Origin of the sequence: Denitratimonas organivorans (assembly GCF_037478135.1) — a bacterium.
In the GTDB taxonomy this organism is placed as follows: domain Bacteria; phylum Pseudomonadota; class Gammaproteobacteria; order Xanthomonadales; family Xanthomonadaceae; genus Denitratimonas.
In genome coordinates, this window is the sequence record NZ_JBBHDV010000015.1 from 20,344 (window position 1) to 33,454 (window position 13,111).

Below are 13,111 nucleotides of genomic sequence, written 5' to 3' on the forward strand. Positions count from 1 at the left end.
TTCCCGCCGGAATAACCTGATTGTTGAGGCCGTGATGACGACACCTGCACCTTCCCACACGCACTCGCACCTGCGCTGCGGCTTCATTGGCCTGGGTGCGATGGGTGCGCCGATGGCCGGCCACCTGGCCGCAAAAGACCTGCTGACGGTGGTCGGCAACCGCACGCTCGCCAAGGCCGAGGCGTTGGCGGCGGCCCTGAAGGTGAAGGCGGCACCCGCACCGGCCGATTTCGCCGATTGCGATGTGGTGATGCTGTGCGTGTCGGGCGATACCGATGTGCTGGACAATGTGCGGGCGCTGGCGCCGGTGCTGAAACCGGGCGGCATCGTCGTCGATCACTCCACGGTGGCGCGCGATACCGCGATCAGCGCCGCAGCAATACTGGCCGAACGCGGCATCGGCTTCATCGATGCGCCGGTCTCCGGCGGCGTGGAAGGTGCGCGCAACGGCAGGCTTTCGATCATGTGCGGCGGTGAGGCCGCGCTGCTGGAAACCGTGCGACCGGCACTGGAATGCTACGCCGCACGCATCTCGCTGATGGGTGTCACCGGCGCCGGACAGGCCACCAAGGCGGTCAATCAGGTGATGGTGGCCGGCATCAACGAAGCGGTCTGCGAAGCGCTGGCACTGGGCGCGAAACTCGGACTGGATGCCGACACGTTGCTGCCGACGCTGGGCTCGGGCGCGGCCGCGAACTGGTTTCTGGACAAACGCGGCGCAACGATGCTGCGTGGCGAGTTCGTCCCCGGCTTCAAGTGCGCGCACATGCTCAAGGACCTGCACATCGCCAGCGCCACGGCGACGTCCGCCGGGGTCGCGCACCCCGCCACAATGCAGGCACTGGCCGACTACAACACCCTGGTCGAAGAAGGTTTCGGCGATGCCGACACTTCGGCGCTGATCGCGTTGAAGCTGTCCGGCGACTGATCCGCACCCGGTCCGCATGCGGCGTTGCAGCACTGCCGCCGATGGTTTTTGTGCCTGTCCCTTTGCGGTATAAAGGCGGCGCAGGGGCCACCGTCTGATCGCGTACACGCAGCATCCGGAGCGCCCGCTGCACGGGCCGCCCGATACATGCAGCGCGCTGGACGCACCGGGGAAATCACTGATGAACGCGCATTCCATCGGCTCCTGCCTGCTCGCTGCCTGCCTGTTTGCCGCCCTGCTCTGGCCCGCCGATACACCCGCCTCGGCGCTGGACGACGTGCAGTTCCAGGACGTGGTCACCGGCGTGCCCGGCGTGCTCGCCATCCGCCATGCAGGCGATGGCAGCGGCCGCCTGTTCCTGGCCACGCAAGGCGGCCAGATCCGGGTGGTGGACTCCGACGGCAACCTCTTGGCCACGCCCTTTCTCAATATCGGATCAGGCGGTACCGCGCCGCCGTTGAACTTCAGCAATAGCGGCGAACGTGGCCTGCTGGGGCTGGCCTTTCATCCGCAGTACCTCGACAACGGCCAGTTCTATATCAATTACACCGACAGCAGTGGCGACACCGTGGTGGCCCGTTATCAGGTTTCGGGCACAGACCCGAACCAGGCCAACGCATCCAGCGGCCAGGTCATTCTGCGGGTATACCAGCCGTTCGCGAACCACAACGGCGGCGATATCCACTTCGGCCCGGACGGTTATCTGTATGTCGGCATGGGCGATGGCGGCAACAGCAATGACCCGTGCAATGCCGGGCAGTCGTTGACACCGGCCGGGATCAGTGGCTGCTCGGCGGACGACATATTCACCGGACCGGCGCCCACCGGAGTGCCGCGCGGCAATGCCAGCTCCCCTGCCTTGTTGGGCAAGATGCTGCGTATCGACGTGGACAGCACCGACACACCGGACGGGGCCGACCTGTGCGGCGCCGATCCTGCGCTGCGCCGTTATGGCATCCCGCCCGACAACCCGTTCGCCGGTGATGCCGGGAGCAGCGCCAGTGCCTGCGACGAGATCTACCACTACGGCCTGCGCAATCCGTGGCGCTTCAGCTTTGATCGCCAGACGCATGACCTGATCATCGGCGATGTGGGCCAAAGCACCTGGGAAGAAATGAATCTGGTGTCCGGCGCCGCCAGCGGCCTGAATTTCGGTTGGAAAGTTTGCGAGGGATTCAACCTGCGCGGCAGTTCCTCGAACGTCTGCACGCTGCCCGGCCGCACCGACCCCATCGTCGTCTATCCGCGCAGCGTCGGCATTTCGATCACCGGCGGCTACCGTTATCGCGGCCCGTACACCGGCCTGCACGGGGTGTTGTTCTTCGGTGACTACGGCATGGGCGGCAAGGTGTTCGCCGCAACCGAAAGCGATGGAACCTGGTCGATCGCGAAGACCTGGACCAGCATGGGCACCATCACCAGCTTCGGCGAGGACGAAGCCGGGCACCTGTACGTCAATCACATGGGCAGCGGCATCGTGCGCCGTATCGTCGGCCCGATGGCGCAGGAATCGATCTTCGCCGACGGTTTCGAAAGTCCGTGATGTCCGGGTCCGGCGTGCAGCGAGCACCACTGTGCGCTGGACCTGATCCTGACCGTCAGTGCGCGCGGCCGAAGCGCCGTTCGTTCGGGATGCGCGCCAGCTTGCTGGCCGGTTCGCGCGAAAGTTCGGCATTGATCCAGCGCGCGGTGTCGCACAGCGCGTCCAGATCCACGCCGGTGCGCAGGCCCAGCCCTTCGAGTTGCCAGACCAGATCCTCGCTCGCCAGATTGCCGCTGGCACCCTGCGCGTAAGGGCAACCACCCAATCCGGCGACGGCAGCGTCAACCACGCGCACGCCGGCTTCCAGACAGGCGAAGACATTGGCCAGCGCCTGGCCATAGGTATCGTGGAAGTGCACCGCAAGGCGCTCCATCGGCACTTCGCTGGCGCAGGCTTGCAGCATCTCGCGGGCCTGTTTCGCGGTGCCGACGCCGATGGTGTCGCCGAGCGATATCTCGGCGCAGCCCATCTCGTGCAGCGCGGCAGTCACGCGCACCACGTCGGCCAGCGGCACCGCACCTTGGTACGGACAGCCGAGCACGGTGGAGACATAGCCACGCACCCACAGGCCGGCCTCGCGCGCGCGCGCCACGACCGGGGTCAGGCGTTGCAGCGAGCCGTCCACGTCGATGTTGGTGTTCTTCAGATTGAACGCGTCCGAGGCGGCGGTGAACACGGCGATCCCGCGCACACCTGATGCCAGCGCGCGCTCAAGCCCTTTTTCGTTGGGCACCAGCACCGGATGCATCACGCCTTCACGCGGGGTGATGCCGGCCAGTACCTCGGCCGCATCGGCCATCTGCGGAATCCATTTCGGGCTGACGAAGCTGGTGGCTTCCACCACCAGAAAACCGCAGGCCGAAAGCCGGTCGATCAGCGCGATCTTGGTCGCGGTGGGCACCTGTGCGGATTCGTTCTGCAGGCCATCGCGCGGGCCGACTTCAACGATGCGGATCTGATCGTTGCTGCTCATGCCTCGTCCTCCGTCGCCGTGAAATCCACCAGCGCGGCGCCGTCGGCCACCTGGTCGCCGACCGCGACGCGGTAGCCCTTCAGTTCGCCATCGCGGTGCGCGGTGACGGTGTGTTCCATCTTCATCGCCTCCATCACCAGCAGCGGCGTGCCAGCCTGCACTTTCCCGGGTTCGGCCAGCAGCGCGACGATGCGGCCGGGCATCGGTGCGGAAAGATCACCGCCGTGCGCGCCGTGGCTTTCGGCCTGCGCGATGGGATCGTCGAAACGCAGCACACGCGGTGCGCCGCCATCGAACAGATGCAGCGCACCCTCGTGCGCCAGCGCGGCGGCGCTGACGGCGGCACCATCGAGCCGTGCGTGCAGCAGATGCCCGTCGCGCGTGCCGCTGGTGGAGAAATATTCACCATCCACATCGATGCGCCAGTTATCGGCCACCCACTGCGCCTGCGCGATGCGGACGGTGTCACCTTCGTGCCAGCGCAGTTGCCGCGTGGCAGAGCCGGACAGGCGCCAGCCATTGGTCGCGGCCCACGGCGAATATGGATCGGCAGCGTCGCGCGCGGCACTTTCATCCAGCAACGCGGCCAGCGTCGCCAGCGCGATCTGGCGGGGCGAAGCCGGCGTGGATGGCGGGAACAATGCATCGTGTTCGCGCTCGATCAGGCCGGTATCCAGATCGGCGCGCGCGAAAGCCGAATCGACCCCAATCAGGCGCTGTAGAAAGCCGGCATTGCTGGCGACACCGGCCACGCGTGTGGTCGCCAGCGCCTGGCGCATCCTTGCCAGCGCCGTGTCGCGGTCCGGGCCATGCACGATCAGTTTGGCGATCATCGGGTCGTAGAACGGCGACACCATATCGCCCGTCTCGATACCGCTGTCCACGCGGACGCCCTCGCCCTGCGGCGGATCGAACAGCGCCAGCGTTCCGGTCGAAGGCAGGAATCCGCGATCAGCGTCCTCGGCATACAGGCGCGCTTCGATCGCGTGGCCGCGCAGCGGAATCTCCTGCTGCGCCAACGGTAGCGGCTCACCGGCGGCGACGCGCAATTGCCATTCGACCAGATCCAGCCCGGTGATCATTTCGGTGACCGGATGCTCGACCTGGAGCCGGGTGTTCATTTCCATGAAATAGAACGCACCATCCGGCGCGGCGATGAATTCCACGGTGCCGGCACCGACATACCCCACCGCGCGCGCGGCCTCGACCGCCGCTGCACCCATCGCGGTGCGGCGTTCAAGCGTCATACCCGGTGCCGGCGCTTCTTCCAGCACCTTCTGATGGCGGCGCTGCACCGAGCAGTCGCGCTCGTGCAGATGCACGAGCTTGCCGTGGGCATCGCCGAACACCTGGACCTCGATATGGCGCGGGCGCAGCACGTACTTTTCCACCAGCACATGCTCGTTGTTGAAGCTGGATGCGGCCTCGCGCCGGCAGGACACCAGCGCGGCGGGGAAATCTTCGCTGCGATCCACCCGCCGCATGCCCTTGCCGCCACCACCGGCGCTGGCCTTGATCAGCACCGGATAGCCGATCGCATCGGCCTGCGCGTGCAGGAAATCCGCATCCTGGTTGTCGCCGTGGTAACCCGGCGTCAGCGGCACGCCGGCCTGCTCCATCAGCGCCTTGGCCGCGCTCTTGCTGCCCATCGCCTCGATCGCGGCCACCGGCGGGCCAATGAAGACGATGCCGGCGTCGGCGCAGGCACGCGCGAAATCGGCGTTTTCCGAAAGGAAACCGTAGCCCGGATGGATCGCCTGCGCGCCGCTGCGCTTGGCCGCATCGATGATCTTCCCGCTATCCAGATAGCTCTCGCGCGCCGGCGCCGGGCCGATAGGCAGCGCGACATCGGCCAGCCGCACATGCCGCGCGTTCGCATCGGCATCCGAATACACCGCCACGCTGCGGATGCCCAGCCGGCGGCAGGTCGCAATCACGCGGCACGCGATCTCGCCGCGGTTGGCGATCAGAAGGGTGTCGAAGGGGCGAATGTTCATCAGGCGGTTCCGGTCACACGCGACTGGCACATGGCTGAATACGGCAAGTACGCCGCACTTTCATCGGGTATAGAAAAGTCGTACCGTGCACGCACGGGTTTTACTTTTCGGTGAAGGTTTGACATGAGCATCCTGACAGCGTCCGCCAAGGGCCAGGTCACGATTCCCGTCGCGATCCGGCGCAAACTCGGCATCGAGCCGGGCACGCCCGTGCGTTTTGTCGAGCGCGACGGGGTGGTGGTGCTGGAGAAGGTGGAAACGGATATCTCGTCGCTGTTCGGCATCCTGAAAGCGACACATCCGATGAGCCTTGAGGATATGGACAAGGCCATCGGCGAGGCCGTTGCCGAGCGCTTCGAGCGCGCCACCCGCCGCTGATGCTTGCAGTTGATACCAATGTGCTGATCCGGGCGCTGGTGGACGATCCCGGAGCGCCGGACCAGTGCCGGACTGCACGACGGCTGCTGGCAAGGGAAGGCCGGGTCCATGTCACGCAGCTTGTCCAGGCGGAACTGGTCTGGGTGTTGCTGCATTCCATGCGTCACCCGCGCGAGGCCGTGATCGGCGCGCTTGCGCAACTGGAAGCACACCCCGCCGTCCAGCTCCAGTCGCCGGATGCCTTCAGCGCAGCGCTTGCCGCGATGAAAAAGGGATTCGATTTTGCCGATGCCCTGATCGCCGCTGAAGCGGCACGCATGGATCTGCGTCTGGTGACCTTCGACCGCAAGTTCGCACGCCATCCCGGCGTCCTGCTGCTGTCGGCGCAGCTTGCCGACTGACGCCGGGAACGGCGAACAGTGCGTCACAGATCTGCGGCTCGCGGGCAGAAAGAACATCAACCCGCCACCCAAGCCGCACCCCGCTTTTCCAGAAACGCCGTCAAGCCTTCACGCGCCTCATCCGTGGCGCGGATGCGGGCGATGGCATCGGCGGTGGAAGCGACCAGCGCATCGTCGAGCGGGCGATCCGCGACTTCGGCGATGAAGCGTTTGGCGGCGTTCTGCGCCTGCGGTCCGCCGGCGCGCAGCGCGGTGGCGATCTCGTCGATCTTCGCATCCAGTGCCGCGGCGCCGACGACTTCATGCACCAGCCCGATCTGCAGCGCACGCGTGGCGTCGATGCGTTCAGCGGTCTGAAAATAACGCTGCGCCTGGCGCGCACCAATGGCACGCAGCACGTACGGACCGATGGTGGCCGGTATCAGGCCGAACTTCACTTCGGAGGTGGCGAACACCGCCGTCTCGGAGGCCACCGCGATGTCGCAAGCGCAGACCAGCCCCATGCCGCCCCCGAGGGCGGCGCCGTGGACACGCGCGATCGTGGGTTTGGGGAACTCGGCGAGCGTGCGCAGCATCGTGGCCAGGCCCATCGCGTCGGCCAGGTTCTGCTCGTAACCGTAACCGGCGGCACGGCGCATCCAGTCCAGATCGCCGCCGGCGGAAAAACTCTTGCCGCGGCCAGCCAGCACCACGACGCGCACCGCCTCGTGCGCGCCCAGTGCGCGCAGGCCATCAGTGATCGCGGCGATCAGGTGTTCGTCAAAGGCGTTGTGCTTGTCGGGCCGATTCAGCCACAGCGTGGCAACCACGCCGTTGCGTTCGATTTCGATCAGTCCACTCATCGCATCACATCCTGAAAATGCCGAAGTCGGTCGGTTCCGGTGGCGCATTGAGCGAAGCCGACAACGCCAATGCCAACACCTCGCGGGTGCGGGCCGGATCGATGATGCCGTCATCCCACAGCCGGGCGCTGGCGTAATACGGATGGCCCTGGTACTCGAACTGTTCGCGGATCGGTGCCTTGAACGCATCCTCGTCCTGTTCCGACCACTGCCCGCCTTTGGCTTCGATGCCATCGCGCCGCACCCGCGCCAGCACGCTGGCGGCCTGTTCGCCGCCCATCACGCTGATGCGCGCATTCGGCCACATCCACATGAAGCGCGGCGAGTACGCGCGCCCGCACATGCCGTAATTGCCGGCACCGAAGCTGCCGCCGATCACCACGGTGAACTTCGGCACTTTGGCACAGGCCACCGCCATCACCATCTTCGCGCCATCACGCGCGATGCCGCCGTTCTCGTATTTGCGCCCGACCATGAAGCCGGTGATGTTCTGCAGGAACACCAGCGGAATGCCGCGCTGTGCGCACAATTCGACGAAATGCGCGCCCTTCAATGCGGATTCGGAAAACAGGATGCCGTTGTTGGCGACGATGCCGACCGGATAGCCGTTGATGTGCGCGAAACCGGTCACCAGCGTGGTGCCGTAGCGCGCCTTGAACTCGTCAAAACGCGAGCCATCGACCAGCCGCGCGATCACCTCGCGCACATCGAAGGGCTTGCGCGTATCGGCCGGAATCACGCCATACAGTTCTTCGGCCGGATACAGCGGCGCTTCTGGTTCGCGCACGGCCAGCCGCCCGCGCTTTTCCCAGTTGAGATTGGCGACGATGCGCCGCACCTGCGCCAGCGCGTGGCGGTCGTCCTGGGCGAAGTGATCGGCGACACCGGAAATGCGGGTGTGCACATCGGCACCACCCAGGTCTTCTGCGCTGACATCCTCGCCGGTCGCGGCCTTCACCAGCGGCGGGCCGCCGAGGAAGATCGTGCCCTGCTCCTTGACGATGACGGTTTCATCGCTCATCGCCGGCACATAGGCACCGCCGGCGGTGCACGACCCCATCACGCAGGCGATCTGCGGAATACCCTGGGCCGAGAGCGTGGCCTGGTTGTAGAAGATGCGACCGAAGTGGTCGCGGTCCGGGAACACCTCGTCCTGCAGCGGCAAAAACGCGCCGCCCGAATCGACCAGATAGACGCAGGGCAGACGGTTTTCACGCGCGATTTCCTGCGCGCGCAGATGCTTCTTCACCGTGATCGGGTAATAGGTGCCGCCCTTGACCGTGGCATCGTTGGCGACGATCACGCATTCCACGCCTTCGATCCGGCCAATGCCAGCCACCATGCCGGCGCAGGGCACCGCGTCCTCGTACATGCCGGTGGCCGCCAGCGGCGCGATTTCAAGAAACGGCGAACCGGGATCGAGCAGCGCATCGATGCGCTCGCGCACCAGCAGCTTGCCGCGCGCGATGTGTTTTTCCCGTGCTGCCGCACTGCCGCCCTGCGCGATGCGTGCGGTCAGCGCGTGCAACTGGTCGACCTGTGCCTGCATCGCGGCGGCATTGCTGCGGAACTCGTCGGAGCCGGTGGAAAGTTGCGATTTCAGAATGCTCATCGTGCGGCTCCACGGGATGGGGTGAGCAGCGTGAACCCCAACGCTGTCCGGTGTGCATGAACCCCGATGTCGGGGTTCGCAAGCTCACCCCGACCTATGTGGTGATGCCTCATCGTGCGCCCTCCTGGAACAGCTCGCGCCCGATCAGCATGCGGCGGATTTCGCTGGTGCCGGCGCCGATTTCGTAGAGCTTGGCATCGCGCCACAGGCGGCCGGTCGGGTAGTCGTTGATATAGCCGTTGCCGCCGAGGATCTGGATCGCCTGCCCTGCCATCCACGTCGCCTTTTCGGCAGCGTAGAGGATTGCGCCGGCGGCATCCTTGCGCGTGGTCTGGCCACGGTCGCAGGCCTTGGCGACCGAGTAGACATAGGCGCGGCAGGCATTGAAGCCCACGTACATGTCGGCCAATTTGCCCTGGATCAGCTGGAACTCGCCGATGCTGCGGCCAAACTGCTTGCGTTCGCGCGCATACGGCAGCGCCACATCCAGGCATGCGGCCATGATCCCGAGCGGGCCGCCGGACAACACCAGGCGCTCGAAATCCAGCCCGGACATCAGCACGCGCACGCCTTTGTCGACCTCACCCAGCACGTTCTCGGCGGGGATTTCGCAATCCTGGAACACCAGTTCGCAGGTGTTGGAGCCGCGCATGCCGAGCTTGTCGAGCTTCTGCGCGGTGGAAAAGCCCTTGAATCCCTTTTCCACGATAAAGGCGGTGATGCCCTTGGAACCGGCCGCAACATCGGTCTTGGCGTAGACGATCAGCACATCGGCGTCCGGACCGTTGGTGATCCACATCTTGTTGCCGTTGAGCACGAAGACATCGCCCCGGCGCTCGGCCCGCAGCCGCATCGACACCACATCCGAACCGGCGCCCGGCTCGCTCATCGCCAGCGCGCCGATGTGTTCGCCGCTGACCAGCTTCGGCAGATAGCGCTGCTTCTGTTCGTGCGTGCCGTTCTTGCGCAGTTGGTTCACGCACAGATTGGAGTGCGCGCCGTAGGACAGCCCGATCGAGGCCGAGGCGCGCGAGATTTCCTCCATCGCCACCACATGCGCCAGATAGCCCATCGCAGTGCCGCCGTACTCCTCCTCCACCGTCAGGCCGAGCAGCCCCATCTCGCCCAGCTCACGCCACAGCGCGTTGGGGAACTGGTTGCTGCGGTCGGTTTCCTCGGCCAGCGGCGCGATGCGCGCCTGGGCGAAATCGTGCACCGCCTCGCGCAAGGCGTCGATGGTTTCGCCCAGATCAAAATCGAATGGCTGCAGGGACATCATCGGGACTCCACGCCGCCGCACGGCCGCGTTGTTCAGGTTGGGAACCGCCGCCGCAGGGGTGGCCTTGATGGAATGAATCCTAATTCAGTTCTTTGTCAAAACGAAGTGCCCATGGCCCTGCGCACGCTGCGCCACGCCACAGCGCTCGCGTCATGATCTTTCCAACCCTCCGCCAGCAGCCGCAGGAACATGGCATGAGCCAGACCCGGCACCTGTTCGACACCGCCAAGCGACTGGCGCCGGCAAAGCTGTCGGAAGTCATCGACTTTGCCGAATACCTTGAGCAACGCCAGCCGACGGACCCGGCCACCCACGCTCTGGAGTCATATTCCGGCCACCTGGAGGAGGTTCCCCCGTTCACCGGGATCGACCCGCTTGCAGCGCAACGCGAGCAACGTGGCGAATGTGGTCGTGGCGATGTCCCGGCTGCTCGCTGGCAACTTCGTGACCAGACTGCCGGCTGCGATGCCAGTCATCCACCAGCCATTGCAAGCCGCATCCGATGACTCGTGCAATGACTCGTGCCACCCGTCCGAGTGGAAGCGCACCTGGCGGTTTGGCAGATGCGGGAAGTAACCGCATGTGGCCGGTCGTGGCCGTAGCTGTGCAACCGGGATTTGATGTGGTAGCTTCGCATGCGGGCCTGCGCTGAAATAGCCTGATAAAGATATTCTGGAATCAATCATCATGAAGCTGAAACCAGGCATTTCAGGAATTTCATTCATCGCCGTGATAGCGACGCTTTTCTTGCAAATCGGTGACACGAATGCACAGCCACAGTCCATCACCGAAGAATGCACGACGCGCGTGGAAAGGGTGCTTCATCTTCCCGGAGATTCCGGATTCAATGAAATCTCAGCCCGCGTTGAAAGCCTGACCACACTTGAACCAAGAGATGTTTATAACAGACACGCCAAGCCCACGGCAGCTGGTGATTATGAATATATCCACTTCGAGTACATTTTCGATAGCTGTGCGACAGATGGCAAGGCAAGCCCGGTTATCCGAAAAGCTGGAAATCCCGAGTGCTCGCATATCGGCTGCCAAGCGGTGTTCCCCGGCAACAACATGCCAATCGGGTCTGTGATGACCATCAAGTCATGCGGCAATCGTGTGGAAACCATCCGGAACTTCAAAAGAGTGGGAAGCTACCCCAACAGTACGGGTACAGATGGCATTTGGGAGCTGACCGGATACAACACAAGAGCTGTCTCCGTCTGCCCGAGCTATCAGGAACCCTGATAAACAATATCCGGCCACCGAAAAGAGGACCGCAGCACAACCCGAACTTCCTGGCCAGGTGACAGACACGGATGCAGTCGCGTCCGTATCGCTTTCATCGCGCCGCGCATTGAATATCCGGGCTAGAATCATCCCAGAGCCTGCCGCTTCCCGGATTTCCCCCGATGGCCTACCGCCGCACCCGTCTGATGGAAGAGCGCCTCGCGAGCAATCGCGAGAAGATGCTGCGTGCGGCGCGGCGGCTGGTGGCCGAGGGTGGTTTCCGCAATGCGCAGATCGCGGCGGTGGCGGCCGAGGCCGGGGTCTCGACCGGCACGATCTACCGCTATTTTCCGTCCAAGGCCGAGCTGTACGTGGAAGTGCTGACCGCGGCGGTGAACAACGAGATCGCGATCCTGCATGAGGTCATCGGCGCGCGCGACAACGCACGGGCGCAACTGGATGCGGCGGTAGCCTCGTTCGTGCGGCGCGCGTTGACCGGGCCGAACCTGGCCTGGGCCTTCATCGCCGAGCCAGCCGAAGCCGAAGTGGATGCCGAGCGCATCCGCGCCCGCAAGCGCCTGGGCGATGTGTTCAAGTCGGTGCTCAAGCACGGCGTGGCCAGCGGGGAGTTTCCGAAACAGAATCTGGACGCCAGCGCGGCCTGCATCGTCGGCGCCTTCACCGAAGCGCTGGTCGGCCCGATCGGCCCTTCGCGCAAGAGCCTGCGCGACAAGGAACGGCTGGTCGGCGCGATCTGCACCTTCTGCCTGCGCGCGGTCGGTGCGCGGGAATGAGGCGCATACCGGCCCGTTCGTCCTTCGGCGGCGCGAACTGAACCCGTGGAACTGGGTATCGACATCTTCGCACTGCTGGCGCTGGCCGCCTTTGTCGCCGGCGCGATCGACGCGATGGCCGGCGGCGGCGGGCTGATCACGTTACCGGCACTGATGGCGGCCGGCATTCCGCCGGTGCAGGCAATCGCGACCAACAAGCTGCAATCCAGCTTCGGCACCGCCGGTGCGGTGCTGGCGTTTGCGCGCAATGGACGAATCGATTTCCGCCGTTTCCTGTGGCCGGCAGTGGGCGCGTTCGGCGGCTCAGTGGCCGGCGCGGTCGCGGTGCAGATCATCGACCCCTCTTTCCTCGCCGGGCTGGTGCCGGTGCTGCTGGTGGCGATGGCGGCCTATTTCCTGCTCGGGCCACGCGCCAGCGAAACCGGCACCCGCGCCCGCCTTGGCCAGAGCGCGCTGGTGACGATCATGTTCGCCATCGGCTTCTACGACGGCTTCTTCGGCCCCGGCACCGGCTCGTTCATGGCCACCGCGCTGGTGGCGCTGTTCGGCATGGGCCTGGTCTCGGCCACCGCGCACACCAAATACCTGAATTTGATGAGCAACCTCGCGGCCCTGTTCACGTTGATACTCGGCGGGCAGGTGCTGTGGCTGGTGGGTCTGGTGATGGCCGGCGCCAGCATTGCCGGCGGCCAACTCGGCGCGCATCTGGCGCTGCGCGTGGGCAGCCGCATGATCCGGCCACTGCTGGTGCTGATGTCGCTGGCCCTGACGGTGAAGTTGCTGATGGATCCGGAGAATCCGTTGACTGCGCTGGGTATCCGGCTGCTGGACGCCTTCGGCTAAACGACTCGGTGCAAGTCCGACCCAGCGAGTGCGAACAGGCACACCTTCTGCAAAGGTGGTGGACAACGCCTATGTCGGGATACAGGAGCACCTGTTCCGGGCATCGTGAGGCCCGGAACAGGTGAGACAGCTGCCGGGCTGCAACCCTCACACCACGTCGCGATCCTCGCGCCGGGCGCGGCGGAAGTCGCGCAGGGTGGCGACCACGATCACTGCCAGCACGGCCAGGGAAATCACCGGCCAGATCAGGATGTAGGCCGCCAGGGTCATTGCTTGCATGGGGTTTTCTCCTTTGTC

General features: G+C 65.1%; 14 protein-coding genes. 8 read left to right on the top strand and 6 right to left on the bottom strand.

Annotated elements, in window-relative coordinates; all coding sequences use genetic code 11:
- Positions 1 to 34: 34 nt before the first annotated feature.
- Both WDB66_RS13520 and WDB66_RS13525 read left to right on the top strand, forming a co-directional pair.
- A complete protein-coding gene (locus WDB66_RS13520) occupies positions 35 to 928 on the top strand; it encodes an NAD(P)-dependent oxidoreductase (protein ID WP_339399133.1) in 894 nt (297 codons plus the stop codon).
- A 181-nt stretch (positions 929 to 1,109) separates the two neighbouring features.
- On the top strand, positions 1,110 to 2,471 hold the full coding sequence (locus tag WDB66_RS13525) for a PQQ-dependent sugar dehydrogenase (RefSeq protein ID WP_339399134.1): 1,362 nt from the start codon (positions 1,110 to 1,112) through the stop codon (positions 2,469 to 2,471).
- A 55-nt stretch (positions 2,472 to 2,526) separates the two neighbouring features.
- Here the strand turns inward: WDB66_RS13525 and WDB66_RS13530 are convergent, their stop codons facing one another.
- Positions 2,527 to 3,444: a hydroxymethylglutaryl-CoA lyase gene (locus tag WDB66_RS13530; RefSeq protein WP_339399135.1), complete on the bottom strand. Its 918-nt coding sequence runs from the start codon at positions 3,442 to 3,444 to the stop codon at positions 2,527 to 2,529.
- Positions 3,441 to 5,441, bottom strand: a complete 2,001-nt coding sequence (locus tag WDB66_RS13535) for an acetyl/propionyl/methylcrotonyl-CoA carboxylase subunit alpha (protein ID WP_339399136.1) — start codon at positions 5,439 to 5,441, stop codon at positions 3,441 to 3,443. The genes WDB66_RS13530 and WDB66_RS13535 overlap by 4 nt, the downstream gene beginning before the upstream one ends.
- Before the next feature lie 123 nt (positions 5,442 to 5,564).
- Between WDB66_RS13535 and WDB66_RS13540 the strand changes: the two genes are divergently transcribed.
- Together WDB66_RS13540 and WDB66_RS13545 are read left to right on the top strand one after the other, a co-directional pair.
- Complete coding sequence (locus WDB66_RS13540) at positions 5,565 to 5,819, top strand: AbrB/MazE/SpoVT family DNA-binding domain-containing protein (RefSeq protein WP_339399137.1); 255 nt, start codon at positions 5,565 to 5,567, stop codon at positions 5,817 to 5,819.
- Positions 5,819 to 6,220, top strand: coding sequence for a PIN domain-containing protein (locus WDB66_RS13545; RefSeq protein WP_339399138.1), 402 nt, complete (start codon positions 5,819 to 5,821; stop codon positions 6,218 to 6,220). The genes WDB66_RS13540 and WDB66_RS13545 overlap by 1 nt, the downstream gene beginning before the upstream one ends.
- 56 nt (positions 6,221 to 6,276) lie before the next feature.
- Here WDB66_RS13545 and WDB66_RS13550 read toward each other — a convergent pair whose 3' ends face one another.
- The 3 genes from WDB66_RS13550 to WDB66_RS13560 all read right to left on the bottom strand — a co-directional run bounded on the left by WDB66_RS13550 (position 6,277) and on the right by WDB66_RS13560 (position 9,950).
- Entirely contained in the window at positions 6,277 to 7,062 is a 786-nt protein-coding gene (locus tag WDB66_RS13550; protein WP_339399139.1) for an enoyl-CoA hydratase/isomerase family protein, read from the bottom strand.
- 4 nt (positions 7,063 to 7,066) lie between these two features.
- The gene (locus WDB66_RS13555) at positions 7,067 to 8,674 is read right to left on the bottom strand and encodes a carboxyl transferase domain-containing protein (RefSeq protein ID WP_339399140.1); all 1,608 of its coding nucleotides are present in this window, start codon (positions 8,672 to 8,674) and stop codon (positions 7,067 to 7,069) included.
- Positions 8,675 to 8,783: 109 nt separating this feature from the next.
- Entirely contained in the window at positions 8,784 to 9,950 is a 1,167-nt protein-coding gene (locus WDB66_RS13560) for an isovaleryl-CoA dehydrogenase (RefSeq protein WP_339399141.1), read from the bottom strand.
- Positions 9,951 to 10,147: 197 nt separating this feature from the next.
- Here WDB66_RS13560 and WDB66_RS13565 point away from each other — a divergent pair, with 197 nt between their 5' ends.
- From WDB66_RS13565 to WDB66_RS13580, 4 genes are all read left to right on the top strand, one after another.
- A complete protein-coding gene (locus WDB66_RS13565) occupies positions 10,148 to 10,459 on the top strand; it encodes a hypothetical protein (protein ID WP_339399142.1) in 312 nt (103 codons plus the stop codon).
- 181 nt (positions 10,460 to 10,640) lie between these two features.
- A complete protein-coding gene (locus tag WDB66_RS13570) occupies positions 10,641 to 11,195 on the top strand; it encodes a hypothetical protein (RefSeq protein ID WP_339399143.1) in 555 nt (184 codons plus the stop codon).
- A 164-nt stretch (positions 11,196 to 11,359) separates the two neighbouring features.
- Positions 11,360 to 11,971, top strand: coding sequence for a TetR/AcrR family transcriptional regulator (locus tag WDB66_RS13575; RefSeq protein ID WP_339399144.1), 612 nt, complete (start codon positions 11,360 to 11,362; stop codon positions 11,969 to 11,971).
- Positions 11,972 to 12,016: 45 nt separating this feature from the next.
- The gene (locus WDB66_RS13580; RefSeq protein ID WP_339399145.1) at positions 12,017 to 12,814 is read left to right on the top strand and encodes a TSUP family transporter; all 798 of its coding nucleotides are present in this window, start codon (positions 12,017 to 12,019) and stop codon (positions 12,812 to 12,814) included.
- 147 nt (positions 12,815 to 12,961) lie between these two features.
- Here the strand turns inward: WDB66_RS13580 and WDB66_RS13585 are convergent, their stop codons facing one another.
- Positions 12,962 to 13,093 carry a putative transporter small subunit gene (locus tag WDB66_RS13585; RefSeq protein WP_339399146.1) on the bottom strand — a complete coding sequence of 44 codons (132 nt, stop codon included), beginning with the start codon at positions 13,091 to 13,093 and terminating at the stop codon, positions 12,962 to 12,964.
- Positions 13,094 to 13,111: the final 18 nt, after the last annotated feature.

Excerpts from the sequence above, each read along its gene's own strand:
- WDB66_RS13520 (WP_339399133.1), top strand. The coding sequence starts at position 35 with ATGACGACACCTGCACCTTCCCACACGCACTCGCACCTGCGCTGCGGC.
- WDB66_RS13525 (WP_339399134.1), top strand. The coding sequence starts at position 1,110 with ATGAACGCGCATTCCATCGGCTCCTGCCTGCTCGCTGCCTGCCTGTTT.
- WDB66_RS13530 (WP_339399135.1), bottom strand. The coding sequence starts at position 3,444 with ATGAGCAGCAACGATCAGATCCGCATCGTTGAAGTCGGCCCGCGCGAT.
- WDB66_RS13535 (WP_339399136.1), bottom strand. The coding sequence starts at position 5,441 with ATGAACATTCGCCCCTTCGACACCCTTCTGATCGCCAACCGCGGCGAG.
- WDB66_RS13540 (WP_339399137.1), top strand. The coding sequence starts at position 5,565 with ATGAGCATCCTGACAGCGTCCGCCAAGGGCCAGGTCACGATTCCCGTC.
- WDB66_RS13545 (WP_339399138.1), top strand. The coding sequence starts at position 5,819 with ATGCTTGCAGTTGATACCAATGTGCTGATCCGGGCGCTGGTGGACGAT.
- WDB66_RS13550 (WP_339399139.1), bottom strand. The coding sequence starts at position 7,062 with ATGAGTGGACTGATCGAAATCGAACGCAACGGCGTGGTTGCCACGCTG.
- WDB66_RS13555 (WP_339399140.1), bottom strand. The coding sequence starts at position 8,674 with ATGAGCATTCTGAAATCGCAACTTTCCACCGGCTCCGACGAGTTCCGC.
- WDB66_RS13560 (WP_339399141.1), bottom strand. The coding sequence starts at position 9,950 with ATGTCCCTGCAGCCATTCGATTTTGATCTGGGCGAAACCATCGACGCC.
- WDB66_RS13565 (WP_339399142.1), top strand. The coding sequence starts at position 10,148 with ATGAGCCAGACCCGGCACCTGTTCGACACCGCCAAGCGACTGGCGCCG.
- WDB66_RS13570 (WP_339399143.1), top strand. The coding sequence starts at position 10,641 with ATGAAGCTGAAACCAGGCATTTCAGGAATTTCATTCATCGCCGTGATA.
- WDB66_RS13575 (WP_339399144.1), top strand. The coding sequence starts at position 11,360 with ATGGCCTACCGCCGCACCCGTCTGATGGAAGAGCGCCTCGCGAGCAAT.
- WDB66_RS13585 (WP_339399146.1), bottom strand. The coding sequence starts at position 13,093 with ATGCAAGCAATGACCCTGGCGGCCTACATCCTGATCTGGCCGGTGATT.